Below are 25,756 nucleotides of genomic sequence, written 5' to 3'. Positions count from 1 at the left end.
AATTCATCGATACCGACCAGCGGCTCGGCAACACCGGCGCGGCCACGCTGTTCATGCAGATGGCGATCGGGGTAATGGGCAGCTATCGCGACGGCGGCATCAGCGCGGCGATCAACCTGCGCGACAGCAACGAAGCATCGATCGTCTTCATCAGCCCGCCATCGGATGCACTGCGCCAGACCCAGAAACATCCGCGCGGCGGCGATGTGTTTGCGCACCACGGCACGCCGGCCATCGATCCGGCCAATTACGAATAATAAAAAAGCCACGCGAACGTGGCTTGACAGCACCTGACAAGACCTCCATGGCAGCATTGCGTTGCCATCAAGGTGATGTTAGATACTCTTAATCAATTTCGCAAGGTGTTCGCTCAGCGATGCACCACCAGCGCGGTCGGCAAACTGTGCAGATACGCGGCCAGATCCTTGATATCCTGGTTGCTCAGCGGCTGTACCTGGCCGACCATGATCGCATTGTTGCGGCCGTTCGGGCCGTCGTTGCGTTTGTACGCGGTCAGCGCGTGTTCCAGGTAATCCTTGTGCTGGCCGGCCAGTTTCGGATACGACGGGTCGATCGGCGAATTCAAGTCCTTGCCGTGACAGGTGGCGCAGTTGTATTTTTCAGCCAGCGCCTTGCCGGCGTTGATATTGCCGGCTGCAACAGCACTCAAGGAGATCGCGGACAAAACCAGGGCGGTGACCATTTTTTTCACGGTGTTTTTCCTCATTTTGAGCGTCCTCATTTCTGCTTGGTTTGCAGCGAATAGTACAGCGCGACGTCGGCGATATCCTGGTCCGACAGGCTGGCCGCGATGCCATGCATGGTCGGGTGCTTGCGGTCGCCTTTCTTATAGGCGTGCAGCGCATTTTCAATGTATTTGGCGGACTGGCCACCGATCATCGGCACCTGGAACACTTCCGGAAAAGTCGCTTTGTAACCGGGAATGCCATGGCAACCGATACACATTTCCACCTTGGCCGGAGCAGCCTTGGCGTTTCCAACGATGTCAGCCGCCGCAGCGGCATGGGCGATGCCTGCGAGTGCGAGAAGTGCGATGATTTTTTTCATGGTGGCAAAGTTAATCAGTGATAATCGGATACTGCTGCCGGAACAAAACTTGCATTTTGCACTATTAACCTGCGATTCTAACCCAAGACCTTCCCGCAAGTCCACATGCAAGTTAGTCAGTCTGCAACACTCTCCGGAAGCCGCGCCAGTACTCGCTTTGCGCCCTCCCCGGCCGGTTCCGCAGACGTTTGGAACGCCTCGAAAAGCGGCGCGCGGCAAGCCTCCGGCGCAGGTCTGGTCCGTGCTTTCATGTGGAAAAAACGCAAACTGTCTTATACTCGGCTTTCTTTTACTTTGATCGCCACGCTCATGCAAGAACATCAAGGCCAAGGCCACCGCTTCGAAGGTTCCGATAATTACGTCGCCACCGCCGACCTGAAACTGGCCGTGAACGCGGCCCTGACATTGCAGCGTCCGCTGCTGATCAAGGGCGAGCCGGGCACCGGCAAGACCATGCTGGCCGAAGAGGTCGCGGCCGCGCTGGACATGCCGCTGATGCAGTGGCATATCAAGTCGACCACCAAGGCGCAGCAAGGCTTGTATGAATACGACGCCGTGTCGCGCCTGCGCGATTCGCAGCTGGGCGACGAGCGGGTGCGCGACATCCAGAACTACATCGTCAAGGGCGTGCTGTGGCAGGCGTTCACGGCGCCGCAACCGGTGGTGCTGCTGATCGACGAGATCGACAAGGCCGACATCGAATTCCCGAATGACTTGCTGCGCGAGCTGGACCGGATGGAATTCCATGTCTATGAAACCCGCGAAATGGTCAGCGCCATCCACCGTCCGCTGGTGATCATCACTTCGAACAATGAGAAGGAATTGCCGGACGCGTTCCTGCGCCGCTGCTTCTTCCATTACATCAAATTCCCGGACAAGGACACGATGGAGCAAATCGTCGCGGTCCATTATCCGAACCTGAAAAAGGATTTGCTGGCGCAGGCGCTGCAGACCTTTTACGAGGTGCGCGACGTGGCCGGCCTGAAGAAAAAACCGTCGACCTCGGAATTCCTCGACTGGCTGAAACTGCTGCTGGCCGAAGACATCCCGGCCGAGGCATTGCGCGGCAAGGACAACAAGGCGGTGGTGCCGCCGCTGCACGGCGCGCTGCTGAAAAACGAACAGGACGTGCACCTGTTCGAGCGCCTGATGTTCATGTCGCGGACCAACCGCTGATGCCGGCCATCGCTGCAGCCAAGCAGCTACCCCAGGAGTGCGCCTGACATGCTGATCGACTTTTTCTTCACCCTCAAGGACGCCAGAATCCCGGTCTCGATCAAGGAGTTCTTGACGCTGCTGGAAGCGCTGCAAAAAAACGTGATCACGTCGTCGATGGACGACTTTTATTATTTGTCGCGCCTGACGCTGGTCAAGGACGAAGCGCATTTCGACAAGTTCGACCGCGCCTTCGCCCAGTATTTCAAGGGCATCGACGCCGCCTTCGAGAATCATGCGGCGATCCCGCTGGACTGGCTGCTCAAGCGCATGCAGCGCGAATTGAGCGACGAACAAAAAGCGCAGCTCGAAAAATTCGGCTACGATAAATTGATGGAGCGCCTGAACCAGCTGCTGAAGGAACAGAAGGAGCGCCACGAAGGCGGCAATAAATGGATCGGCACCGGCGGCACTTCGCCGTTCGGCAATGGCGGCACCAATCCGGAAGGCATCCGCATCGGCGGCAAGGGCGGCAACCGCACCGCAGTCAAGGTATGGGAGGCGCGCGCCTACCAGGATTACGACGCCGAACGCGAACTGGGCACGCGCAATATCAAGGTCGCGCTGCGGCGCCTGCGCAAGTTCGCGCGCGAAGGGGCGCAAGACGAACTGGCGCTCGACGCCACCATCCACGCCACCGCCAGCAACGCCGGCTACCTCGACATCAAGATGCGGCCGGAGCGCAAGAACCGCATCAAGGTGCTGATGCTGCTCGACGTCGGCGGCAGCATGGACGACCATATCGAGCGCACCGAAGAACTGTTTTCGGCGGCCCGGACCGAGTTCAAGAACATGGAGTTCTTTTACTTCCATAACTGCGTCTACGACCATGTGTGGAAGAATAACCGGCGCCGCCATTCCGAGCGTTTTGCGACCTGGGATATCCTGCGCAAATACCCGCCGGACACCAAGCTGATCTTCGTCGGCGACGCCACCATGAGCCCGTACGAAATCGTGCAGCCGGGCGGCTCGGTCGAATACAATAACGAGGAAGCCGGCGCGGCCTGGCTGGCGCGTTTCACCAGCGCTTTCCCGAAATGCATCTGGCTCAATCCGGAGCCGGAAGGATTGTGGCAATACCGCCAATCGATCGACATCATCCGCCAATTGATGAACCACCGGATGTTCCCCCTTTCCATCGAGGGACTGGAGCGCGGCATGCGTCTCCTCAGTAAATAGCACGGCCGTGGAACGCCCGGCGGCGCACACAGCTCGCGCCGCCATCGCTGCCGAATGACGTCGATAGACGCCATCGTATTGTGCGCGGGTTCTCATCAAGTAGAATCTGCAACGCATTCACTGCGCCCTGAACCGCGGTGGCCCGCTCCGACCAGGAACGGCGGCCGCGGCAGCCATACATTTTCATCGAGGAGTGTCTATGCAAAGTATCCTGTCTATCGCCGCCGACCTGTCATGGCCCTTCGCCATCACGCTGGCATGGGTGATCGGCGAATTCGGCCATCGCTGGACCGGTTTGCCGCGGATTAGCTTTTATGGCGTGATCGGCTTCGTGCTGGCCCAGGCCCAGGTCGGCGTGCTGCCGCAAACCGGCAGCGGCCCGATGCTGATCCTGGCCGACGTCGCCTTCGGCCTGATCCTGTTCGAACTCGGCTACCGCATCAACCTGCGCTGGCTGCTGAACAATCCGTGGATCGCGGTGGCCGGCCTGGTCGAAGCACTGGGTACCTTCGCCGTGGTGTACTTCATCGCCATCGAATTCAAGGTCTCGCCGATGACCGCGCTGCTGCTGGCCTCATTGGCCATGTCCACCTCGCCGGCCACCGTGATGCGGGTGGTCAACGAGGAACGCAGTTCCGGCCAGGTCACCGAACGCATGATCCACCTGACCGCGCTCAATTGCGTGCTGGCCGTGTTCACCTTCAACATCATCGTCGGCTTCTGGATGTTCCACAGTTCCGGCGACTTGATGGAGGCGACCGCCAGCAGCTTCACCGTGCTGCTGGCCTCGGCCGGCATCGGCGCCGTGTTCGGCATCATCGTGCCGGCCATGCTGCGCCGGCTCGGCAATATGGCGCAAGACGCCACCGTCGCCTTTGCGCTGTCGGTGATGCTGCTGGTGGCGCTGACCTACACCACCAGCCTGTCGCCGCTGCTGGCCACGCTGACCTTCGGCCTGGTGGCGCGCCACCGCCGCGTCGCGTTCAGCCAGGCGCAGCGCAATTTCGGCGCGCTCGGCGAATTGCTGACCGTGCTGCTGTTCGTGTTCGCCGCGTCGACGCTGGAATGGGCCAGCGTGACGGCCGGCGCCGGCCTGGCGCTGGCGGTGATCGCCGGCCGCTTTGTCACCAAGACGGTCGGGGTGGCGGCGTTTTCCCATGTCAGCGGCATTTCGTGGCGCAAGGGCATCCTGACCGGCGTGTCGCTGACGCCGGTATCGGTGTTCGTGATCCTGCTGCTGGAACATGCACGCCACCGCGGCATCAACTTTGCCGACGAACTCAATGCGCTGGCCGCCGTGACGCTGATGCTGGAAGTGTTCGGCCCGCTGATCGTGCAGCGCGTGCTGAAGTTTGCCAAAGAAACCCATCATGTAGAGGAGCGCTAAATGCCGCTAGAACCCTTTAGCCACTCGGCTGCGCTGACCTTCGGCGTCGAACTGGAACTGCAGCTGGTGAACCTGTCGGACTTCGACCTGACCGCCGCCAGCCCGGACTTGCTGCACCTGCTGGGCAAAAAACCGTTCCCCGGCAACGTCACGCCGGAAATCACCGAGAGCATGATCGAGATTAACTCGACCGTGCACACCCACCACGAACCGCTGCTGGCGCAGTTGCAGGAAATCCGCGACACGCTGGTGGCCGCCGGCGACCAGCTCAATATCGGCATTTCCGGCGGCGGCACCCACCCATTCCAGCAATGGTCGTCGCAAAAGATCTTTTCCAAGCCGCGCTTCCAGGAAATCTCGGAACTGTACGGCTACCTGGCCAAGCAATTCACCATCTTCGGCCAGCACGTGCATATCGGCTGCGCGTCCGGCGACGACGCGATGTTCCTGCTGCATTCGCTGAACCGCTATATTCCGCACTTCATCGCGCTGTCGGCCTCGTCGCCGTTCGTGCAGGGGCGCGACACGCTGTTCGATTCGGCCCGCCTGAATTCGGTGTTCGCGTTCCCGATGAGCGGACGCGCGCCCTTCACGCTCAGTTGGGACCAGTTCGCCAACGAGTATTTCGCCAAGATGGAAAATACCGGCATCATCAGGAGCATGAAGGATTTTTACTGGGATCTCCGGCCCAAGCCCGAATTCGGCACCATCGAACTGCGCGTCTGCGACACGCCGCTGACGGTGGAACGGGCCGCCGCGCTGGCCGCCTATCTGCAGGCGCTGTGCCGCTACCTGCTGGAGCGGCGCGAACCGGCACCGGTCGAAGACGATTACCTGGTCTACAACTATAACCGTTTCCAGGCTTGCCGCTTCGGCCTCGACGGCGCCATCACGCATCCGAAAACCTACGAAACCATGTCGCTGCGCGAAGATATCATGACCACGCTGCGCAAGATGGCGCCGCATGCCGAGGCGCTCGGCAGCGCCTCGGCGCTGAAGCACCTGTCCGACGTCACCAAGCAATGGAGCGATGCGCAATACCTGCGCAATCAATACCGCCACCAGGGCAGCGCCGAAGGCATGGTCGACGCGGCGATCCGCTGCTTCCGCGGCGATCCGATGCTTTTCTGAAGCGTCGCGCTAAAAGCGGGTTTCGCGCGCGGCCCGCAAGAAATTATCCAGGATCGGCGTGCAGTCGAGCAGTTCGACGCCGCCGGCCGAATGGAATTCCGGGTGCCACTGCAAGCCCATGACAAAATTGGCGCGCTGGTAGCGGATCGCCTCGACGATGTTGTCGCCCTGCGAAATCGCCTCGACGGTGATGTCGCGTCCCAGGTCCTTGACCGACTGGTGATGGATCGAATTGACCAGCGCCTCGCCGGCTTTCGGGAACATGCCGGCCAGCGACGAGCCTTTCGGGAACACGATGCTGTGGCGGTGCCGGTCGTACAAGTCGTTGACGTGGGCCGCCGCGCCTTCGACATCGGAGGCGATGTCCTGGTACAGCGTGCCGCCGAACCCCACATTGATCAATTGGCAGCCGCGGCAGATGCCCAGCACCGGCTTGCCGGCGTCGACGAATTCATGCAGCAGTTCCAGCTCGTAGATGTCGCGCGCGCGGTCGCCGCTCCATTCCGGCCGGGTCGCCGCCTCCGAATAGGTTTGCGGCGACACGTCGGCGCCGCCCTGCAGCACCAGCCCGTCCAGGTGGCGCGCATAGTGGCGCAAGGTGATGTTACTGGGGTGTAGCAAGCCGCTGGTATTGACCGTCGGGATCATGAACACCAGCACGTCGCGCGACATGACCCACTGCGCGATCGACTCTTCCAGGTATTGCAGGTTCTTGCTGCGCAGGCCGGTCGAACCCGGCTCGGGATGGAAAATCCGCGCCGAAATGCCGATCCGCAGCGTGCGCCGCATGAAGTCGCGGCCGGCCTTGTCGCGCATCGCGCGGTAGCGCGCCATCACCACCCGCCAGGCCAGCGCGAACGGCGTGTCGTTTTCTTTCAGGTAGCGCGGCGCGGCGTCGCTGTCGCGCCCTCCGGAACCCTGATCTGCCGCCTTGGAGGAATTGGGGGGATCGTTATCTGACATGGGTAAGGCCTGACCTGGAACAGTGATGGTTGCAATATAACGCCGCCGGCGCCGCCGCACGATTCGATTTTGTAACAAAACCGTAATGGCGCAGCAGGAATCGGCGCTCCGCTTGTCATCTGTCCTGAAAATTATATACCCCGTTTACACCCCGGGGCCGACTTTTTAGAGAATCTTTACAAGCCTGCTGCTAACCTTCAAAGCATCTCAACGACAGGTGCAAACCTCTTTATGGAACCCTCTTTACGCCATCATCATCCGCGCCGCGCCACCTTCCTGATGCACATTACCGTCGATACCGCGTGTATCAGCGACCTGCGCCAATTGGTGGTCAAAACCTGCGGCAATATGCTGTCCTTCATGCGCATCGAACCGGTCGACCATGCCGAACGCATGAAAGTCTGGCTGTGCCTGCCGGAACCGGCGCTGCGCCTGACGATGGACGCCGTGATGCGCATCCTGCCCGCCGCCGAATTCGGCCGCATCAGCCAGGCCCAATCATGAACCGCGCGATGACCCCGCTGATGCACCCGCCGATACGCGACAACGCGATGTCGTCGAGCCGCATCACCGGCCACTTCCAGGGTATCTGGGTGCCGCTGGTGACGCCCTTCGACGATGGGGAAGTCGACCTGGAAGCGGCCCAGCGCCTGGCCGCCGAACTGGTGGCCAGCGGCATCCACGGCCTGGTCGTGTGCGGCACCACCGGCGAAGCGGCGATGCTCAGCGAACGCGAACAGGCGCTGCTGCTGGACGCGGTGCTGGAAACCGTCGGCCCGCACTTCCCGGTCGTGATGGGCGCCGGCGGCAGCGACACCCGCGCCGTCGCGGCCAGCGTCAAGCGCTTCGACGACCATCCGCTGGCCGGCTTGCTGATTTCGGCGCCCAGCTATGTGCGGCCGTCGCAGGAAGGCATCCTGCGGCACTTCCAGGCGATTTCGGCGGCCACCGACCACTCCATCGTGCTGTACAACATCCCGGCCCGCACCGGTATCAATATCGAGCCGGCCACGGTGGCGGAACTGAGCCGCGACACGCGCTTCGTCGCCATCAAGGAAGCCGGCGGCAACGTGCTGCAAATTACCGACTTGCTATTGAATACCCGGCTCGACGTGCTGAGCGGCGACGACACGCTGCTGCTGGCCACCTTGCGCATGGGCGGCCACGGCGCGATGTCCGCCGCCGCCCACCTCCGGCCCGACCTGTACGTGCAGCTGTATGAACTGGTCAAGACCGGCCAGATCGCCGCCGCGCAGGAATTGTTCAAGTCCCTGCTGCCGGTGATACGCCTGCTGTTCGCCGAACCCAACCCTGCTCCCGTCAAGGCTGCGCTGGCGATGCTGGGCAAGCTCAAGGATGAGCTGCGCCTGCCGATGACCTGCATGTCGGCGGCCGGCAAGGCACGCCTGTTCAGCGCCCTCGACGACTTGATGGCCATCCCCGAATGGCACACCCCGGCCGAAGACAAGCACCACGCATCGCAAGGCTGGCTGCTGCAACTGGTCAGCTCCTCCCCGTCGCTGGTCGTGCCTGCCGGACGTTACGATGATCATCACCATAACTGATGAATACGGCGGGATGGAGAAATCCATCCTGGCCGGCCGGCTGGCCGCATCGCGCGCGCTGGCCGGTCGCAAGGTGCTGCTGCTGGACGCCGACCCGCGCCATGCGACGCTGCGGCAACCCGGACTGGCCAGGCAAGCAGCCGATGGCGCGCGGCCCGGCGTCGTCGCGCGCGCCATCAGCGCCAAGGGTTTGCAGCCCGAGCTGGAACACCTGATCACCTGCTACCACGACATCGTCATCGATACCGAAGGCCGCGATTCGATGGGCAGCCGCTCGGCGCTGATCGCCGCGCGGGTGGTCATCATCCCGATCGCCGGCGGCCACAGCGACGATACCAGCCGGGCCCGCCTGGTGCAGCGCATCACCTACGCGCGCCTGTTCAATCCCGGCTTGCGCGTGCTGGTGGTGGCCGACGACACCACGCCTGTGATCAGCGAGCTGGTGGCGCGCATCCCCGCCGCCGTGCATACCGGCATCGAACAGCTGTACTGCGCCGTCTTCAGCCAATAAGAGCTTGCCCGCCCTGTCGGGTCAGCCATCCCGGCCTGACCCGACTCCTTTCAATTAAAACGTTTTACTGATGGTCAGCACCAGCGCGGTCTTGCCGGTGAATTTGCCGTTGACCGGCGATGCGTACGCCGCTTCGCTGGCATTGGTGCCGATCACGGCCAGCGCGCCGCTGACGATGCCGAAGTCCTTGGTCACGCCGATTTTCCAGTCGCTATAATTGGATGCCGAGTTGTTCTTCACCGTTTGATGGCCGGCATGCAGGTTGCCGGTCCAGCCGGAACCCATGTCGATATTGGCGCCGATGTCCAGGTAGCCGCTGTTCTTGCTGTCGGCGAAACCGAACAGGTTCGAGACCGCACTCGAATACTTGATGTAGGCCGGACCGTAGCCGAGCTGGCCATACACTTCATAGGTATTCGCGTCGACCAGGCCGGCCACCTTGTCCAGGCCGTTGCCGGCGTAGATATAGGCCAGCACGCCCACGTCATACGATACGTCGGCGCCCAGCTGGCCGCGCTTGCCGCCGTACAGGTCGAGTTCCACGTCGCCGCTGCCGCCGGCGTCCTTGGTCCATTTGATGGTCGACGCCCACGCGCCGGCATACAGGCCGCCCGGATTGTTGACATAATCGGCGCCGCCCTGCAAGGCTGGCTGCATACGGGTTTGCGAAATGCCGCGGAAGCGATAATCGGACACCGCCGCCGCATTAAAACTTACTTCGTTATCCGGTTTTGGCTCCTCCGCGTGAACCAGGCCGGCGGCGAACGTCGCGGCGATAGCACAAACAAGGGTCAGTTTTTTCATGATGCTCTTTCGTTGATATGGGAGTGGGCCTTCGCCAGATGGCGCAGCTAGCCCGTCGCTGCAAAAATTTCAGGCAAGCCTCTCCCCTGGCGCGCGCACGCACCCAGTCACAGCGGGAGGAAAGGCCGGGCCGGAGAGTAAGCTAGGTCATAGCGGCAGCATCAGCCGGTAGCCGACCGCCGTTTCGGTCAGCAGGTAGACCGGCTGGGTCGGATCGTTTTCCAGCTTCTGGCGCAAATGCCCCATGTAGATGCGCAGGTAATGGCCGCTTTCGGAATGCGACGGCCCCCACACTTCGCGCAGCAGTTGCGGATTGGTGACCACCCGCCCGGCATTGCTGACCAGCACCGACAACAGGCGGAATTCGGTCGGCGTCAAATGCACCATCTGGTTGTTGCGCGTGACCAGCCGGGCCTTCAGGTCGACCTTGATATCGCCGAACTGCACCTGGCCATCGACGCTGGCGCCCGGCTGGCGCTGGCGGCGCAGGGTGGCGCGCACCCGCGCCAGCAATTCGCCGACGCCGAACGGCTTGGTCAGGTAATCGTCGGCGCCGGCGTCGAGCGCGCGGATCTTGTCTTGTTCATCGACCCGCGCCGACAGGACGATGATCGGCACGGCCGACCATTTGCGGATGTCGGCGATAAAATCGATGCCGTCGCCGTCGGGCAGGCCGAGGTCGAGCACGATCAGGTCGGGACGCCGGGTGCCGGCGTCGATCAGGCCGCGCTGCATGGTGGCCGACTCGAAAATCTGCCAGCCTTCCTGTTCCAGCGCCGAGCGCACGAAGCGCCGGATCTGTGGTTCGTCTTCGACCAGTAAGGCGGTGGCTGAAGGTTCGCTCATGATGGTTGTCCGCTGTCGGTAAAATTGTTAATGAGGCAGTTCAAGGTCCAGTTCGGGCATCGCCGGCGGCGTGCCGAGCGGCAGGGTAAATTCGATCGCGGCGCCATGGATCGGCGACTGGCCGGCGCGGATCTTGCCGCCGTGCGCCTCGACGATGGCGCGGCAAATCGCCAGCCCCAGGCCAACGCCGGGCTTGTTCGATTCGCGTTCGCCGCGCGTGAATTTTTCAAAGATCGCTTCCTCGCGGCCGGCCGGCAAGCCGGGGCCGTCGTCATACACGCTCACTTGCAGCCACGCGCCCCTGACATCGGCGGCGATGGTGATGCTGCTGCCCGGCGGCGTGTATTTGGCGGCGTTCTCCAGCAGGTTGCACAGCACCCGCTCGATCAGCACCGCGTCATACGACACTAGCGGCAAGTCGCGCTCCAGCCTGGTCTGCACCTGGTGGCAGGTCAGTTGCGAGCGGCTGGCGCGCAAGGCACTCCCGACCACTTCTTCCAGCGCCTGCCATTGCAGGTTGAGCCGCACCTGGCCGCTTTCGATGCGCGCCATGTCCAGCAAATTCGACACCAGCGCGCTCATGCGCAGGGTTTCTTCCTGCAGCGAGCGGGCCATGGTCAGCTGCTCCGGCGCCAACCCCGGTTTCGACATCACCAGCGATTCGGACAGGCCGACCAGCGACGTCAGCGGCGTGCGCAAGTCGTGCGACAGCGCCGCCAGCAGCGAGTTGCGCAGCCGTTCCGACTCCATCTGCACCAGCGCGCCCTGCGCCACGTCGATGTAATGCACCCGTTCCAGCGCGATCGCGGCCAGCGCGGCGAATGTATCCAGGTGTTGCCGCTGTTCCGGCACCAGCAGCCAGCGCCGGTTGTCCGGCAGCAGCGCCAGGATGCCGCGGGTGCGCATCGGCGCGATCAGCGGCAAATAAAACACGCTGGCCGCCGGCAAGGTGTCGGTGCCGATGCCGGCCGCCTCGGCGTGGTCGAACGACCATTGCGCAATGCCCAGGTCGAGCAGCGCCAGTTGCTGGGCGTGGATGTCGCCGGCTTGCTGCGTCATTTGCAGGCGCCCGTCGTCATCCGGGATCAGCAGCGTGGCGCGGGCCTGGAAGGCGCGCTGGATGAAGTCGCGGGTGATCTCGAAGATCTGTTCGGTTTGCAGCACGCCCGATAATTCGCGGGCAAATTCATACAGCGCGCGGGCGCGCGCCTCGCGGTGCGACGCCACCCGCGCCTGGAAGCGCAGCCCGGCCGTCAAATGGCCTATGATCAGGCCGACCGCCAGCATCACGCCGAAGGTGATCACATACTGGAAATCGCCGACCGCGAACGAATAGCGCGGCGGCACGAAGACAAAGTCGAAGCAGGCCACCCCGACCAGGCTGGCCAGCGCGGCCGGGCCGCGCCCGAAGCGCACCGCCACCAGCACCACCGTCAGCAGGAACAGCATAGCGATATTGGCCAGGTCGAGGTAGGCCAGCATCGGCAGCACCAGCAGCGCGGTCAGCACGCTGGCGCCGGCGGCGACCAGGTAACGCCAGTGGCGCGACGGACGCCGCCCGGCGTCGGCGCCCTCTTCGCCGTCGCGCGCGGCCGGTTGGCTGGCCGCACCGGCCTGCGCGGCCGGCTGGCCGATTTCGATCAAGTCGACGTCCGGCGCCAGTTGCGCGATGCGCCTGGCGTGCGCGATGCGCCACGGCCAGTTGCGCCGGCCGCGGCCGACGATCACTTTCGAGATATTGCCGGCGCGCGCGTAATCGACGATGGCGCCGGCGATGTCGCTGTTCGATACCACGGCGGTGCGCGCGCCCAGGTCTTGCGCCAGCTTCAGCGTCTTCAGGATGCGTTCGCGCTCGGCCGGCGGCAAATGCTGCAATTGCGGCGTCTCGACATACAGCGCATGCCACTCGGCGTTCAACTGGCTGGCCAGCCGCGCGGTGCTGCGGATCACATGTTCGGCGCCGGGGCGCGGGCCGATGCAGGCCAGCAGCGCGGCGCCGGTCTTCCAGATCGGGTTGATCGATTTTTCGACCCGGTAAGCCTGCACATCGTCCTGGATGCGGTCGGCGGTGCGGCGCAAGGCCAGTTCGCGCAAGGCGATCAAATTTCCCTTGCGGAAAAAATTCTGCGACGCGCGCTCGGCTTGCTGCGGCTGGTACACCTTGCCGAGTTTCAGACGCGTCAATAACTCGTCGGCCGGCAGGTCGACCAGCACCACTTCGTCGGCGCGGTCGAATACCGTGTCCGGCAGCGTCTCGGCGACCCGCACGCCGGTGATGCCGCCGACCACATCGTTCAAACTTTCCAGGTGCTGCACGTTGACGGTGCTCAGCACGTCGATGCCGGCGTCGAGCAATTCCTCGACGTCCTGCCAGCGTTTCGGATGGCGCGAGCCGGGTGCGTTCGAATGCGCCAGCTCATCCATCAAGATCAGCGGCGGCCGGCGCAGCAGCGCTTCGTCCAGGTCGAACTCGGCCAGGTTCTTGCCGCGATAGACTATCTGCTTCAAAGGCAGTAGCGGCAAGCCTTCCAGCAAGGCGGCGGTATCGCGGCGGCCATGGGTTTCGACTATCCCGACCAGTAATTGCTGGCCGTCGTCCTGCATTTTATGGGCCGCGGCCAGCATCGCGCACGTCTTGCCGACGCCCGCCGACGCGCCGAAATAAATCCGGAGCTTGCCGCGCGAAGCTTTCTTTTCCTGCGCCTGCACCTGGGCCAGCAAGGCGTCAGGGTCGGGGCGTTGGCTGTCGTTGGGGAGCATGGTTGCCTGTTTTTTCCGCTGCATCTGCCGGCCGGATGACGACGAATTCATGATCATCGCCTGATCCGGCCACTGTTACATCGCTTTAATACATCTGTAAATACATCCAGCAATACATCTACATGTTACTTTACTTGGGCAGCGCGTCCAGCGCCATGTTCAGCGCCAGCACATTGACGCGCGGTTCGCCGAAAAAGCCGAACAGCGACTGCTGCTGGTAATGCGTGACGATATCCTGCACCTGTTCCGGCGAGACATGACGCTCGCGCGCCACGCGCGGCGCCTGGTAGCGCGCCGCCGCGATGCTGATTTCCGGGTCCAGGCCGCTGCCCGACGCCGTCACCAGGTCGACCGGCACCGGCAGCCGGTTTTCCGGATCGGCGGCTTTCAGCGCGTCGATCCGGCCCTTGACCGCGTCCAGCAAGGCCGGATTGGTCGGGCCCAGGTTGGAACCGCCGGAACCGGCGCCGTTGTTGGCCATCGGCGTGGTGGCCGATGGCCGGCCCCAGAAATACTTCGGCGACGTGAACGACTGGCCGATCAGGCTGGAACCGATCACCTTGCCGCCGTTTTCGACCATGCTGCCGTTGGCCTGGTCGGAAAACGCCAACTGGCCGATGCCGGTCACGGCGTACGGATAAACCACGCCGCAAATCACGGTCAGGGCGGCGAACATCACGATGGCGGGACGAATAATGGTACTCATACGATGTCCTTTCAGACGAAATTAAATGCGGCTAAAACCATGTCGATCAGCTTGATCCCGATGAATGGCAGGATGATGCCGCCCAGGCCGTAGATCAGCAGGTTGCGGCGCAACAGCATGGCCGCGCCGATGGCGCGGTATTGCACGCCCTTCAGCGCCAGCGGGATCAGCACGACGATGATCAGCGCGTTGAAGATCACCGCCGACATGATCGCCGACGACGGGCTGGCCAGGTGCATCACGTCGAGCGCCTTCAGTTGCGGATAGGTGCCGACGAACGCCGCCGGGATGATCGCGAAATACTTGGCGATGTCGTTGGCGATCGAGAAAGTGGTCAGCGAACCGCGCGTCATCAGCATCTGCTTGCCGATCTCGACGATTTCCAGCAGCTTGGTCGGGTTCGAATCGAGGTCGACCATATTGCCGGCCTCTTTCGCCGCCTGGGTGCCGGAATTCATCGCCACCGCCACGTCGGCCTGGGCCAGCGCCGGCGCATCGTTGGTGCCGTCGCCGGTCATCGCCACCAGCCGGCCTTCCGACTGGTAGCTGCGGATCAGTTTCAGCTTGTCTTCCGGGGTCGCCTCGGCCAGGAAGTCGTCGACGCCCGCTTCGGCGGCGATCGCGGCGGCGGTCAGCTTGTTATCGCCGGTGATCATCACGGTCTTGATGCCCATGCGGCGCAATTCGGCGAAACGCTCCTTGATGCCGCCCTTGACGATATCCTTCAGCTCGACGGTGCCCATCACCAGGCCATCGTCGACCACCACCAGCGGGGTGCTGCCGCGGCGCGAAATGTCGTCCACCGCGCGCGCCACTTCTTCCGGATACGGACGGCCCAGCGCCTCGACGTACTTCTTGACCGAGTCGGCCGCGCCCTTGCGCACTTCGCGCACATGATCGCCGGGGATATCGACGCCGCTCATGCGGGTTTGCGCGGTGAATTGCACAAAGGTCGCGTTCAGGCTGCCCATGTCGCGTTCGCGAATATTGAAGCGCTGCTTGGCCAGCACAACGATGCTGCGGCCCTCCGGCGTTTCATCGGCCAGCGAAGCGAGTTGCGCCGCGTCGGCCAGTTGCTGCTCGGTGACGCCCGGCGCGGCGACAAACAGCGCGGCCTGGCGGTTGCCGAGGGTGATGGTGCCGGTCTTGTCGAGCATCAGCACATCGACGTCGCCGGCGGCTTCGACCGCGCGGCCGGAGGTGGCGATCACATTGGCCTGCATCATGCGGCTCATGCCGGCCACGCCGATCGCCGACAGCAAGCCGCCGATGGTGGTCGGGATCAAACAGACCAGCAGCGCGATCAGCACGGTGATGGTGACCGGCGTGCCGGCCTTGGCGGCTTCCACCGAGAACAGCGAAAACGGCAGCAGCGTCACGGTCACGATCAGGAACACGATGGTCAGCGCCACCAGCAAGATCGTCAGCGCGATTTCATTCGGCGTCTTTTGGCGCTTGGCGCCTTCGACCATGGCGATCATGCGGTCGATGAACGCTTCGCCGGGGTTGACCGAAACGCGCACCATCAGCCAGTCCGACAGCACGCGGGTGCCGCCGGTGACGGCCGAAAAGTCGCCGCCCGATTCGCGTATCACCGGCGCCGATTCGCCGGTGATGGCGCTTTCGTCGACCGAGGCCACGCCGCCGACCACTTCGCCGTCGGCCGGGATCACGTCGCCGGCTTCGACCAGCACCGTCATGCCCTTGCGCAGGTCGGTGGCGGGCGTCGGCAGCCATGGCGTGCCGTACTTCGGCGTGGTCATTTTCTTGGCCATCACGGTTTGCTTCAAGGCGCGCAGCGACGCCGCCTGCGCCTTGCTGCGGCCTTCCGCCAGCGCTTCGGCGAAGTTGGCGAACAAGACCGTGAACCACAGCCAGACCGAGGTCGCCAGGATGAAGCCGGCGGGGGCCTCGCCCTGGCCGTTCAGGGCCTGGATCGCCAGCAGCGACGTGATGATGCTGCCGACATACACCACGAACATGACCGGGCTGCGCCATTGGGTGCGTGGATGGAGTTTTTTAAACGCATCGAGAATGGCCGGGCCAATCAATGCGGAGTCGAAAAGCGTCAGGCTTTTGCGTGACATGGTAGCCTCTTATTGGGTGAAAAGTTGCAGATGTTCGACGATCGGGCCGAGCGCCACCGACGGTATGTAGTTCAGCACGCCGACCAGTATCACCACGCCGATCAGCAGCGAGATGAACATCGCGCCGTGGGTCGGCATGGTGCCGGCATTGGCGCTCAGGCGCTGCTTGGACGCCAGCGAACCGGCCACCGCCAGCACCGGCACGATCACGGCGAAACGGCCGAACCACATGGCGATAGCCAGCATGATGTTGTAGAACGGCGTATTCGCCGACAGGCCGGCAAAGGCGCTGCCGTTGTTGTTGGCGGCCGAGCTGAACGCATACAGGATTTCCGAGAAACCGTGCGCGCCCGGGTTGGCCACGCCTGCCTTGCCGGCGTCGACCATCACGGCGATCGCGGTGCCGGTCAACACCAGCGCAGGGGTCACCAGGATCGCCAGCGACACCATCTTCATTTCATAGGCCTGGATTTTCTTGCCCAGGTATTCAGGGGTGCGGCCGATCATCAGGCCGGCGATGAACACGGCCAGGATCGCGAACATCAGCATGCCGTACAGGCCGGTGCCGACGCCGCCGAACACCACTTCGCCGAATTGCATCAGCAGCAGTGGCACCATGCCGCCCAACGGCATATAGGAATCGTGCATCGAGTTGACCGCGCCGCACGACGCCGCCGTGGTGATCGCCGCGAACAGGCTGGAGCTGCTGATGCCGAAACGGGTTTCCTTGCCTTCCATATTGCCGCCCGATTGCAGCAGGGTGACATTCTGGTCCACGCCCAGCGCTTGCAGGCCGGGGCTGGCTTGCTGCTCGGCGCCCATCACGGCGGCCGTCATGACGACGAAGATCAGCGTCATCGCGGCCAGCACCGCCCAGCCCTGGCGCATGTCGCCGACCATGCGGCCGAAGGTAAAGCACAGGCCGGCCGGAATGATGAAGATCGCCAGCATTTGCAGGAAGTTCGACATCACGGTCGGATTTTCAAATGGATGGGCCGAGTTGGCGTTGAAGAAACCGCCGCCGTTGGTGCCCAGCATCTTGATCGATTCTTGCGAAGCGACCGGACCCATGGCGATGACCTGGGTCTTGGCGACTTGCGCTTCCATCACCGGCTGGCCGGCCTGGTCCAGCACAGGCTGGCCATCGGCGCCGGTTTTCGGCGTCGAATAGGCGACCTGGTCCAGCAGCGGCACTTCTTTATAGGCCGAGAAATTCTGGATCACGCCTTCGCCCATGAAAATCACCGACAGCACCAGCGACAGCGGCACCAGCACATACAGCGTCGAGCGGGTCAGGTCGACCCAGAAATTGCCGATCGATTTGCTCGAGCGCGCAGAAAAGCCGCGCACCAATGCAAAAATCACGGCGATGCCGGTGGCCGCCGAAAAGAAGTTTTGGCAAGCCAGGCCCAGCATCTGGGTCAGGTAGCTCATGGTTTGTTCGCCGGAGTAGCCTTGCCAGTTGGTATTGGCGACGAAGCTGACGGCGGTATTGAATGAGGAATCGGGGGTGATCGTGCCCAAACCCTGCGGGTTCAGCGGCAAGAAGCCCTGCAAACGCTGCAAGGCATAGACGAAAAAGGCGCCGACCGTGTTAAACACGACCAGCGCGATGGCGTAGGTTTTCCAGTTCATGGCCCGGTCGGCCGACATGCCGGACCAGCGGTACAGCACGTTTTCAATTTTTTGCAGCCAGCCGAGGCCGCGCAGCGGGCCGTCGCCGGCCACTTTGGCCATGTACAGGCCGAGCGGATAAGCGAGCGCCAGCAGCACCACCAGGAAGACCACTAATAACAGTATCGATTGGGTTGTCATCACAGATCCTCCGCCTTCAGCAGCGCCACCAGCAAATACACCAGCAAGCCGGCCGATACGATCGCGCCGAGCACATAAAACGCATTCATTTCGGGCCTCCCAATTTGTCGCAAGCGACCGCAAAGCCGTACACCACGGCATAGAACACGGCAATCACGCCGAGATACACGATATCCATCACCACCCTCATTCAGGTTTGTTTTGATGGCAAGAAGATTATCGAAATTCGTCTAAAAATTTAGTAAAGACTGGTGGACGGGGTGTAAACAAGATGTAAAAATCGGGTTTATACGGATTAAAACCGGAGGCAGTCCTGGTTTTCCGGGCAATATTTCCCGCTAATCGAGACCGCCGCGCACGATTGCAATTGCGTCGCAGCAACGGATTACGCGATTGCACGCCGATCAAGATAGAATGCGCAGGCGTCCGCATAAACAAACATTGTCTTTATCCAGCTTGAACACGTATGGCCACTAAAAAACCAGCATCCGACTACAGCGAATCATCCATCCGCGTCCTCAAGGGACTGGAACCCGTCAAGCAGCGCCCGGGGATGTACACCCGCACTGAAAATCCGCTGCACATCATTCAGGAAGTGATCGACAATGCCTCCGACGAGGCGCTGGGCGGCCACTGCACCCATATCGCCGTCACGCAAAATGCCGACGGCAGCATCACCGTCGAAGACAACGGCCGCGGCATCCCGGTCGGCCTGCACCCGGAAGAAGGCGTGCCGACGGTGGAAATCGTGTTTACCCGGCTGCACGCGGGCGGCAAGTTCGACAAGGGTTCGGGCGGCGCCTACGCATTCTCGGGCGGCTTGCACGGGGTCGGCGTATCGGTCACCAATGCGCTGTCGTCGCGCCTTGAAATCACGGTATGGCGCAAGGAAAGCGACGGCAACGGCCTGCACCACATGGTGTTCGCCGACGGCGACGTGATCGAAGCGCTCAATTCGAAACCGGCGCCGCGCGACGGCAAGAAGTCCGGCACCCGCGTCACCGCGTGGCCGAACCCGAAATATTTCGACTCGCCGCAGATTTCGCAGGTCGAACTGCAGCGCCTGCTGCGCTCGAAAGCCGTGCTGCTGCCGGGCGTCACCGTCACGCTGACCAATACCAAGGGCGAAGTGCAAACCTGGATGTACGCCGAAGGCTTGCGCGGCTACCTGACCGAAACGCTGGCGCAAAGCTCCAGCGGCGAGACCCTGATCCCGCTGTTCGAAGGCGCGCAATACGCCAACGGCGACAACGACGGTTTTGCCGAAGGCGAAGGCGCGGCGTGGGTGGTGGCGTGGACCGAGGATGGCGCGGTGGTGCGCGAATCGTATGTCAACCTGATTCCGACGTCGAACGGCGGCACCCATGAATCGGGCCTGCGCGAAGGCTTGTACGGCGCCGTCAAGAATTTCGTCGAAATGCATTCCCTGTTGCCGAAAGGCGTCAAGCTGCTGCCGGAAGACGTCTTCGCGCGGGCCTCGTTCGTGCTGTCGGCCAAGGTGCTGGACCCGCAATTCCAGGGCCAGATCAAGGAACGCCTGAATTCGCGCGACGCGGTGAAACTGGTGTCGACCTTCAGCAAGCCGCCGCTGGAACTGTGGCTGAACCAGCACGTCGAATACGGCAAGAAGCTGGCCGAACTGGTCATCAAGCAGGCGCAGTCGCGCCAGCGTTCGCTGCAAAAAGTGGAAAAGAAAAAATCGTCCGGCGTGGCCGTCTTGCCGGGCAAATTGACCGATTGCGAATCGTCGGACACCAGCCGCAACGAACTGTTCCTGGTCGAGGGCGACTCGGCCGGCGGTTCGGCCAAGATGGGCCGCGACAAGGAGTTCCAGGCCATCCTGCCGCTGCGCGGCAAGGTGCTGAACTCGTGGGAAACCGACCGCGACCGCCTGTACGCGAACAATGAAATCCACGACATCGCGGTGGCGATCGGGGTCGACCCGCACACCCACGGCGACACGCCGGACCTGTCCGGCCTGCGCTACGGCAAAATCTGCATCCTGTCCGATGCGGACGTCGACGGTTCGCACATCCAGGTCTTGCTGCTGACGCTGTTCTTCAAGCACTTCCCGCAATTGATCGCCAAGGGCCATATCTGCATCGCCCGTCCGCCGCTGTACCGGGTCGACGCGCCGGCGCGCGGCAAGAAGCCGATCCAGAAAATCTATGCGCTCGACGATGGCGAACTGCTGGCGATCGAAGACAAGCTGCGCAAGGAAGGCGTCAAGCAAGGCGCCTGGGCGATTTCGCGCTTCAAGGGCCTGGGCGAGATGAATGCCGAACAACTGTGGGAAACCACGATGAACCCGGACACCCGCCGTTTGCTGCCGGTGGCGCTCGGCGCAGTCGACCATGGCGCTTCCGCCGCCCGCTTCAATATGCTGATGGGCAAAGGCGAAGCGGCCGGCCGCCGCGCCTGGATCGAAGAGCACGGCAACGAGGCGGAAGCGGATATCTGATGGTTTCCCTGATGGCGCCGGCCGCGTGGCCCGGCGCCGCAACGAGTCCAATTTAAGTACAGCACAGAATTACACCATGTCTACACAAACCAATTTATTTGACGATCCACAACCGGAACCGGGTGCGCCGGGAGAACCCGACGAGCCGCTGATCGACGGCGAAACGCTGACGCTGTCGACCTTCGCCGAGCGCGCCTATCTCGATTACGCCATCTCGGTGGTCAAGGGACGCGCGCTGCCCGACGTCTGCGACGGCCAGAAGCCGGTGCAGCGGCGTATCCTGTACGCGATGAATGAACTGGGCCTGAACGCCACGGCCAAGCCGCGCAAGTCGGCGGCGGTGGTCGGCGACGTGCTCGGCAAGCTGCATCCGCACGGCGACCAGTCGGTCTACGACGCGCTGGTGCGCATGGCGCAGGATTTTTCGCTGCGTTATCCGCTGATCGACGGCCAGGGCAACTTCGGCTCGCGCGACGGCGATGGCGCCGCCGCGATGCGCTACACCGAAGCCCGGTTGACGCCGATCGCGCGCCTGCTGATGGAAGAGATCAACATGGGCACGGTCGATTTCCAGGCCAACTACGACGGTTCGACCGAGGAGCCGAAGCTGCTGCCGGCGCGCTTGCCGATGGTGCTGCTGAACGGCGCGTCGGGCATCGCGGTCGGCCTGGCCACCGAGATTCCGTCGCACAACCTGGCCGAAGTGGCGAAAGCCGCCGTGGCGCTGATCCGCGATCCGAAGCTGACGCACGCGGAACTGATGGCGATCATCCCCGGCCCGGACTTCCCGGGCGGCGGCCAGATCATCACGCCGGCGGCGCAGATCCAGGAAATGTACGCCAACGGCCGCGGCAGCATGAAGGTGCGCGCGCGCTGGAAGATCGAAGAGCTGGCGCGCGGCCAGTGGCAGGCGGTGGTCACCGAACTGCCGCCGGGCACCTCGTCGCAAAAGGTGCTGGAAGAAATCGAGGAATTGACCAACCCGAAAATCAAGCTGGGCAAGAAGGCGCTGTCGCCGGACCAGATCGCGCTGAAGGCGCTGATCCTCAATTCGCTCGACACCATCCGCGACGAGTCGGGCCGCGCCGCGCCGGTGCGCCTGGTGTTCGAGCCGAAATCGAAGAACCAGGACCAGACCGAATTCATGCTGATGCTGCTGGCGCATACGTCGCTGGAATCGTCGACCTCGATCAACCTGGTGATGATAGGCGGCGACGGCCGTCCGCGCCAGAAGGGCCTGGGCGACATCCTGCGCGAGTGGATCGCGTTCCGCTTCGAGACCGTCACGCGGCGCACCGCCCATAAGCTGGGCAAGGTCAGGGACCGCATCCATATCCTGGAAGGGCGCGAAGCGATCCTGCTCAATATCGACAAGGTGATCCAGATCATCCGCAATTCGGACGAACCGAAGGCCGCGCTGATCGACGCGTTCAGGCTGTCCGAGCGCCAGGCCGAAGACATCCTGGAAATCCGCCTGCGCCAGCTGGCGCGGCTGGAAACCATCAAGATCCAGCAAGAGCTGGCCGAGCTGCGCAAGGAAGAGCAGACGCTGCAAGACTTGCTCGACAATCCAGGCTCGATGAAACGCGCCATCATCAAGGAAATCGATGCCGACGCCAGGCAGTTCGGCGATGCGCGCCGCACCTTGATCGAAGAAGCGCAAAAAGCGGTGGCCGAACAAAAAGTGGTGGATGAAGCGGTCACCGTCATCATTTCCGAAAAAGGCTGGATACGGGCGCGTACCGGCATCGGCCACGATCCGGCCCAATTCACGTTCAAGTCCGGCGACGCGCTGCACGGCGCCTTCGAATGCCGCACCGTCGACACGCTGCTCGGCTTCGGCGCCAACGGCAAGGTGTATTCGGTGCCGGTGGCGGCCTTGCCGAACGCGCGCGGCGACGGCGTGCCGATCACGACGCTGGTCGATTTGTCGGGCGGCGTGCGCATCCTGCATTATTTCGCGGGCAATGCGGCGACGCTGCTGCTGCTGGCGTCGAGCGCCGGTTACGGCTTCTGCGCCAAGGCTGGCGACATGGTCAGCCGCCTGAAGGGCGGCAAGTCCTTCATCACGCTGGACGACGGCGCATTGCCGCTGGCGCCGAAAGTGGTGCCGGCCAGCGCCAGCGCAGTGGCTTGCCTGTCGGAAGGCGCGCGCCTGCTGGTGTTCGGCCTCGATGAAATGAAAACCCTGAGCAACGGCGGCCGCGGCGTGACCTTGATGGAATTGGAAAACAAGGAAAAACTGCTGGCGGTGCAGCCGATCAGCCAAAAGGGCGTGGTGGTGTCCGGCACCGGACGCGCAGCAAAACCGCAAGACTCGTCGCTGTCGGCGTCGGGACTGGCGCTACACTTCGGCAAGCGCGCCCGCAAGGGCAAGCCGCTGGCCGCGAAGCTGAAGCCGTTGTCGATGACGGCGATCGGCTGATGTCGTGATGGCGCTTGCCTGGCGCGTGGTTTGAAAAATCGCGTGGCAGGCAAGCCCCGTTCCAGCCGTTTCACCTGCGGCGATTACGCCTGCCGGATTCCGCCCTCGTCAATGCCTGCCAGCTTGAGCCTGTCCAGGGTCGCTTCGAGCACTTCAATCACATGCTCCGGCGCCGCCGCCGTACCGCCCACCGCATAACGGTTCATGCCCAACGGCGTCAGTTGCAGCGCTGGCTGGCGCCGGGGCCGGTCGTCCGGCCCCGGCGCCAGCGCGGTCAATTTCCCGTCGTCGCCGAATTCCAGCGTTTCGCGGCCGCGCCGGCAGGCTGGAAACGCATAAGAGTGAGTCGGACGATACACCCGCACGCCGGGCTCGTCCTCTTCGAAGGAATGGGTCCAGCTGCCGTGGACCGGCGCAGCGCCCTGCCCTCCCTGTCCTTGTGTCATCGATTTCATATGCCTCCCTTTTTGGATCGTTTTTCTTAAAACAGCGAGATCACGCCGCCCAGCTTGTCGTAGCCGGTCGCCGATGGCGACCAGGCAGTGCCGTTCCACGCCTTGTGGAACAAGGCGCTGTCGGCGCCGGTGACAAACACGTCGAGCCGGTTGGCTGCCCACGCGGCGGCGCGCGGCCGGGAGCGGCAAATCCCGCCCAGGCTGTCGAAGCCGGCCTGCGATGGCGACCAGGCCGAGCCATTCCACGCCTTGTGATACAGCGCACTGTCGGTGCCGATGACGAATATGTCGAGCCGGTTCGGCCCCCACGATACCGCCTCGATTTCGCCGATGCACACCCCGCCCAGCCGTTCAAAACCGTCCGCCGACGGCCCCCATTTTGCGCCGTCCCACCATTTATGGTACAGCGCGCCATCGGTGCCGGTGACGAACACGTCAAGCCGGTTCGGTCCCCACGCCACGGCTCTCGGCGCCGACGTGCATACGCCGCCCAGGCGTTCATAGCCGGCCAGCGATGGCCGCCAGGCGCTGCCGTCCCACCATTTATGATATAGCGCGTGGTCGGTGCCGATGACAAACACGTCGAGCCGGTTGGCGCCCCATGACACCACGTCCGGCTGGGTCATGCAGGTGCCGCCCTGCGCTTCGTAGCCGGTCAGCGACGGCCCCCAGGCCACGCCGTCCCACCACTTGTGGAACAGCCTGCGGTCGGTGCCCAGCACGAACACGTCGAGCCGGTTCGGTCCCCAGGCGACGGCGCGCGGATCGCCGATGCAGGTGCCGCCCAGGTTGTCGTAGCCGGTCGCCGACGGCGCCCAGGCCGAGCCATTCCACGCTTTATGAAACAGGCTGCTGTCGGTGCCGGTGACAAACACGTCGAGCCGGTTCGGTCCCCACGACACCGCCTGCGGCGCGCTGGTGCAGACCCCGCCCAGCGCGTCATAGCCGGTCAGCGACGGCTTCCAGGCCGAACCGTCCCACGCCTTGCGATACAGCGCGCAGTCGGTGCCGAGCACGAACACGTCGAGCCGGTTGGCCGCCCACGCCGCCACCGGCGACGAACCCTGGCGCGGCGTAGTCCCGCCGGCGGCCATGCCGATGCCGCTGCGCGGCCCGTCCAGACAGGCTTGCATGCGCGCCACCTGGCCGGCCGAAAACATGAACATGGCCGGGTCGTCGACGTAATCCATATAGTTCATGAACATGTCGCCGTTCGGCCCGTTATTGCACGACACATGCGGAAAATTCGGCGTGCCGGTATTGGCGCCGCCCTGGTTCGGCGTATCGGCCACGTTATCGGTGCCGCCGCAGCCGCTGCCGTCGTCGCCCCAGATATGGTTCAGGTTCAGCCAGTGGCCGATTTCATGCGTCGCGGTGCGTCCCAGGTGAAATGGCGGCGCCGCCGTGCCGGTGGTGCCGAACGCCGATTGCAGGATCACCACGCCGTCGGTAGCCGCCGGACCGCCGGGAAATTGCGCGTAGCCCAGCAAGCCGCCGCTCAGCTGGCAGACCCAGATATTCAGGTAACGCTCGGACGGCCACGCATTCATGCCGCCGCTGGCCTGCGACTTGACCGCGTCGTCGGAGCCGAACGACGCCACTGCGGTCTGGCGCCGTTCGATGCCGGTGCTGGGCGCGCCATCCGGATCCGCGCTGGCCAGCGCAAACTCGACCAGCGCATCGGCGGTCAGCGGCAGGAATGGCGCCGGAGTGTTGGCCACGTCCGGGTTGGTGCGCCGGTAATCGCGGTTCAGCACATCGATCTGGCTGGCGATCTGCGCATCGGAAATATTTTGCGCCGGCGTGTTCCATACCACGTGCACCACCACCGGGATGCGCGTCACGCCGCTGCGCTGGGTCTGCTGTTGCTGGTTTTCATACAGGCCGGCCAGGTTTTCGATGGCGTCCCTGGCGTAGGCGTACGCCGGATTCAGCGACAACAGGCGGCGGTGCACCTCCATCGTCGCGCAAGTGCGTTTTTTAGGCGGCGGATTGACGGTCAGGCCGGCGCCGCCATGATCGCCATTGTCGCCGTTCATCCCGCCGCCGGGCATGTCATCGCCGTCCACGCCGGCGGTGCCAGCCATGTGGCTGCCTTCCTCGGCTGCGTGGGCAGATAGGTGAGCAGATGCGTGAACAGGTACCTGAGAAGATAAGCCAGCCGATACCTTGCCAGCGGATACCTTGGTGGCGGGCATGGGCGTCATGCCGCCTTCGGCGCCGGACGCCGTTTTGGGAGTTTTCGGGCTAGTCATGATGCACATCCTTGGCTGTATAGTGTTGCCAGGCGCGCCAACCGGATGCTGCATGTCCGGCCGACCATGGCGCAAATAACGAACAAAGGCAATCTGGTCGGGACAGGTACAGAATCACTATCG

Annotated in this window: 22 protein-coding genes (1 of these 22 cut by a window edge); 10 read left to right on the top strand and 12 right to left on the bottom strand. The window is 63.3% G+C overall.

The genetic code is table 11. The features are described 5' to 3' along the window. A protein-coding gene (locus tag GJA_RS03400; protein ID WP_038488800.1) for a DUF2875 family protein crosses the window boundary here: on the top strand, window positions 1-257 show its 3' portion. 10 nt of this gene lie to the left of the window's left edge; the window shows 257 of its 267 coding nt (coding positions 11-267); its start codon lies off the left edge, out of view; its stop codon occupies window positions 255-257. A 113-nt stretch (window positions 258-370) separates the two neighbouring features. Here GJA_RS03400 and GJA_RS03395 read toward each other — a convergent pair whose 3' ends face one another. Together GJA_RS03395 and GJA_RS03390 are read right to left on the bottom strand one after the other, a co-directional pair. Continuing rightward, the gene (locus GJA_RS03395; protein WP_422567927.1) at window positions 371-703 is read right to left on the bottom strand and encodes a c-type cytochrome; all 333 of its coding nucleotides are present in this window, start codon (window positions 701-703) and stop codon (window positions 371-373) included. Window positions 704-738: 35 nt separating this feature from the next. After that, window positions 739-1,068, bottom strand: a complete 330-nt coding sequence (locus tag GJA_RS03390; protein ID WP_038488797.1) for a c-type cytochrome — start codon at window positions 1,066-1,068, stop codon at window positions 739-741. 309 nt (window positions 1,069-1,377) lie between these two features. Here GJA_RS03390 and GJA_RS03385 point away from each other — a divergent pair, with 309 nt between their 5' ends. The 4 genes from GJA_RS03385 to GJA_RS03370 all read left to right on the top strand — a co-directional run bounded on the left by GJA_RS03385 (window position 1,378) and on the right by GJA_RS03370 (window position 5,980). Next, the gene (locus GJA_RS03385; RefSeq protein WP_038498563.1) at window positions 1,378-2,244 is read left to right on the top strand and encodes an AAA family ATPase; all 867 of its coding nucleotides are present in this window, start codon (window positions 1,378-1,380) and stop codon (window positions 2,242-2,244) included. A 48-nt stretch (window positions 2,245-2,292) separates the two neighbouring features. After that, on the top strand, window positions 2,293-3,462 hold the full coding sequence (locus GJA_RS03380; protein ID WP_038488794.1) for a vWA domain-containing protein: 1,170 nt from the start codon (window positions 2,293-2,295) through the stop codon (window positions 3,460-3,462). Between the two features lie 199 nt (window positions 3,463-3,661). Continuing rightward, window positions 3,662-4,849, top strand: a complete 1,188-nt coding sequence (locus GJA_RS03375; RefSeq protein ID WP_038488791.1) for a cation:proton antiporter — start codon at window positions 3,662-3,664, stop codon at window positions 4,847-4,849. Continuing rightward, the gene (locus GJA_RS03370; protein ID WP_038488788.1) at window positions 4,850-5,980 is read left to right on the top strand and encodes a YbdK family carboxylate-amine ligase; all 1,131 of its coding nucleotides are present in this window, start codon (window positions 4,850-4,852) and stop codon (window positions 5,978-5,980) included. It abuts the gene before it with no gap. Between the two features lie 9 nt (window positions 5,981-5,989). On the opposite strand, the gene GJA_RS03365 is transcribed toward GJA_RS03370, so the two are convergent. Continuing rightward, the gene (locus GJA_RS03365; protein WP_038488785.1) at window positions 5,990-6,943 is read right to left on the bottom strand and encodes a gamma-glutamyl-gamma-aminobutyrate hydrolase family protein; all 954 of its coding nucleotides are present in this window, start codon (window positions 6,941-6,943) and stop codon (window positions 5,990-5,992) included. A gap of 231 nt (window positions 6,944-7,174) precedes the next feature. Between GJA_RS03365 and GJA_RS03360 the strand changes: the two genes are divergently transcribed. Genes GJA_RS03360 through GJA_RS03350 form a run of 3 tightly spaced genes read left to right on the top strand, consistent with a single transcriptional unit; the run spans window position 7,175 to window position 9,019 of the window. After that, window positions 7,175-7,447, top strand: coding sequence for a hypothetical protein (locus GJA_RS03360; protein ID WP_242404441.1), 273 nt, complete (start codon window positions 7,175-7,177; stop codon window positions 7,445-7,447). Then, on the top strand, window positions 7,444-8,508 hold the full coding sequence (dapA, locus tag GJA_RS03355) for a 4-hydroxy-tetrahydrodipicolinate synthase (protein WP_242404440.1): 1,065 nt from the start codon (window positions 7,444-7,446) through the stop codon (window positions 8,506-8,508). Before GJA_RS03360 ends, dapA begins: the two co-directional genes overlap by 4 nt. A gap of 13 nt (window positions 8,509-8,521) precedes the next feature. Then, window positions 8,522-9,019: a ParA family protein gene (locus GJA_RS03350; protein WP_242404439.1), complete on the top strand. Its 498-nt coding sequence runs from the start codon at window positions 8,522-8,524 to the stop codon at window positions 9,017-9,019. Window positions 9,020-9,073: 54 nt separating this feature from the next. Here GJA_RS03350 and GJA_RS03345 read toward each other — a convergent pair whose 3' ends face one another. From GJA_RS03345 to kdpF, 7 genes are all read right to left on the bottom strand, one after another. After that, window positions 9,074-9,823 (bottom strand): TorF family putative porin, encoded by a 750-nt coding sequence (locus GJA_RS03345; protein ID WP_038488778.1) that lies wholly within the window; start codon window positions 9,821-9,823, stop codon window positions 9,074-9,076. A gap of 147 nt (window positions 9,824-9,970) precedes the next feature. Further along, window positions 9,971-10,669: a two-component system response regulator KdpE gene (kdpE, locus tag GJA_RS03340; protein WP_038488775.1), complete on the bottom strand. Its 699-nt coding sequence runs from the start codon at window positions 10,667-10,669 to the stop codon at window positions 9,971-9,973. Between the two features lie 27 nt (window positions 10,670-10,696). After that, window positions 10,697-13,429: a two-component system sensor histidine kinase KdpD gene (gene kdpD / locus GJA_RS03335; protein WP_038498554.1), complete on the bottom strand. Its 2,733-nt coding sequence runs from the start codon at window positions 13,427-13,429 to the stop codon at window positions 10,697-10,699. A gap of 130 nt (window positions 13,430-13,559) precedes the next feature. Continuing rightward, entirely contained in the window at window positions 13,560-14,135 is a 576-nt protein-coding gene (kdpC, locus tag GJA_RS03330) for a potassium-transporting ATPase subunit KdpC (RefSeq protein ID WP_038488772.1), read from the bottom strand. Between the two features lie 11 nt (window positions 14,136-14,146). Then, the gene (gene kdpB, locus GJA_RS03325; protein ID WP_038488769.1) at window positions 14,147-16,222 is read right to left on the bottom strand and encodes a potassium-transporting ATPase subunit KdpB; all 2,076 of its coding nucleotides are present in this window, start codon (window positions 16,220-16,222) and stop codon (window positions 14,147-14,149) included. A gap of 9 nt (window positions 16,223-16,231) precedes the next feature. Beyond that, window positions 16,232-18,037: a potassium-transporting ATPase subunit KdpA gene (kdpA, locus tag GJA_RS03320; protein WP_038488766.1), complete on the bottom strand. Its 1,806-nt coding sequence runs from the start codon at window positions 18,035-18,037 to the stop codon at window positions 16,232-16,234. Beyond that, entirely contained in the window at window positions 18,037-18,126 is a 90-nt protein-coding gene (kdpF, locus tag GJA_RS03315) for a K(+)-transporting ATPase subunit F (RefSeq protein WP_038488763.1), read from the bottom strand. The genes kdpA and kdpF overlap by 1 nt, the downstream gene beginning before the upstream one ends. 377 nt (window positions 18,127-18,503) lie before the next feature. Between kdpF and GJA_RS03310 the strand changes: the two genes are divergently transcribed. Together GJA_RS03310 and parC are read left to right on the top strand one after the other, a co-directional pair. Next, window positions 18,504-20,498, top strand: coding sequence for a DNA topoisomerase IV subunit B (locus GJA_RS03310; protein ID WP_038488761.1), 1,995 nt, complete (start codon window positions 18,504-18,506; stop codon window positions 20,496-20,498). A 76-nt stretch (window positions 20,499-20,574) separates the two neighbouring features. After that, window positions 20,575-22,923, top strand: a complete 2,349-nt coding sequence (parC, locus tag GJA_RS03305) for a DNA topoisomerase IV subunit A (RefSeq protein WP_038488758.1) — start codon at window positions 20,575-20,577, stop codon at window positions 22,921-22,923. Between the two features lie 83 nt (window positions 22,924-23,006). Here the strand turns inward: parC and GJA_RS03300 are convergent, their stop codons facing one another. Beyond that, the gene (locus GJA_RS03300) at window positions 23,007-23,378 is read right to left on the bottom strand and encodes a hypothetical protein (RefSeq protein ID WP_061301608.1); all 372 of its coding nucleotides are present in this window, start codon (window positions 23,376-23,378) and stop codon (window positions 23,007-23,009) included. 26 nt (window positions 23,379-23,404) lie between these two features. Further along, window positions 23,405-25,465 (bottom strand): DUF8189 domain-containing protein, encoded by a 2,061-nt coding sequence (locus tag GJA_RS26500; RefSeq protein WP_242404438.1) that lies wholly within the window; start codon window positions 25,463-25,465, stop codon window positions 23,405-23,407. Between the last annotated feature and the right edge of the window lie 291 nt (window positions 25,466-25,756).

Source organism: Janthinobacterium agaricidamnosum NBRC 102515 = DSM 9628 (genome assembly GCF_000723165.1).
Classification (GTDB): domain Bacteria; phylum Pseudomonadota; class Gammaproteobacteria; order Burkholderiales; family Burkholderiaceae_D; genus Janthinobacterium; species Janthinobacterium agaricidamnosum.
This window is presented reverse-complemented; position numbering and strand designations above follow the sequence as displayed.

Coding starts and splice junctions, on each gene's coding strand:
- kdpE (WP_038488775.1), bottom strand. CDS start 10,669: ATGAGCGAACCTTCAGCCACCGCCTTACTGGTCGAAGACGAACCACAG.
- GJA_RS03310 (WP_038488761.1), top strand. CDS start 18,504: ATGGCCACTAAAAAACCAGCATCCGACTACAGCGAATCATCCATCCGC.
- GJA_RS03365 (WP_038488785.1), bottom strand. CDS start 6,943: ATGTCAGATAACGATCCCCCCAATTCCTCCAAGGCGGCAGATCAGGGT.
- dapA (WP_242404440.1), top strand. CDS start 7,444: ATGAACCGCGCGATGACCCCGCTGATGCACCCGCCGATACGCGACAAC.
- GJA_RS03345 (WP_038488778.1), bottom strand. CDS start 9,823: ATGAAAAAACTGACCCTTGTTTGTGCTATCGCCGCGACGTTCGCCGCC.
- GJA_RS03380 (WP_038488794.1), top strand. CDS start 2,293: ATGCTGATCGACTTTTTCTTCACCCTCAAGGACGCCAGAATCCCGGTC.
- kdpB (WP_038488769.1), bottom strand. CDS start 16,222: ATGTCACGCAAAAGCCTGACGCTTTTCGACTCCGCATTGATTGGCCCG.
- GJA_RS26500 (WP_242404438.1), bottom strand. CDS start 25,465: ATGGCTGGCACCGCCGGCGTGGACGGCGATGACATGCCCGGCGGCGGG.
- GJA_RS03370 (WP_038488788.1), top strand. CDS start 4,850: ATGCCGCTAGAACCCTTTAGCCACTCGGCTGCGCTGACCTTCGGCGTC.
- GJA_RS03350 (WP_242404439.1), top strand. CDS start 8,522: ATGGAGAAATCCATCCTGGCCGGCCGGCTGGCCGCATCGCGCGCGCTG.
- kdpA (WP_038488766.1), bottom strand. CDS start 18,037: ATGACAACCCAATCGATACTGTTATTAGTGGTCTTCCTGGTGGTGCTG.
- GJA_RS03360 (WP_242404441.1), top strand. CDS start 7,175: ATGGAACCCTCTTTACGCCATCATCATCCGCGCCGCGCCACCTTCCTG.
- GJA_RS03390 (WP_038488797.1), bottom strand. CDS start 1,068: ATGAAAAAAATCATCGCACTTCTCGCACTCGCAGGCATCGCCCATGCC.
- kdpD (WP_038498554.1), bottom strand. CDS start 13,429: ATGCTCCCCAACGACAGCCAACGCCCCGACCCTGACGCCTTGCTGGCC.
- parC (WP_038488758.1), top strand. CDS start 20,575: ATGTCTACACAAACCAATTTATTTGACGATCCACAACCGGAACCGGGT.
- kdpF (WP_038488763.1), bottom strand. CDS start 18,126: ATGAATGCGTTTTATGTGCTCGGCGCGATCGTATCGGCCGGCTTGCTG.
- kdpC (WP_038488772.1), bottom strand. CDS start 14,135: ATGAGTACCATTATTCGTCCCGCCATCGTGATGTTCGCCGCCCTGACC.
- GJA_RS03375 (WP_038488791.1), top strand. CDS start 3,662: ATGCAAAGTATCCTGTCTATCGCCGCCGACCTGTCATGGCCCTTCGCC.
- GJA_RS03300 (WP_061301608.1), bottom strand. CDS start 23,378: ATGAAATCGATGACACAAGGACAGGGAGGGCAGGGCGCTGCGCCGGTC.
- GJA_RS03385 (WP_038498563.1), top strand. CDS start 1,378: ATGCAAGAACATCAAGGCCAAGGCCACCGCTTCGAAGGTTCCGATAAT.
- GJA_RS03395 (WP_422567927.1), bottom strand. CDS start 703: ATGGTCACCGCCCTGGTTTTGTCCGCGATCTCCTTGAGTGCTGTTGCA.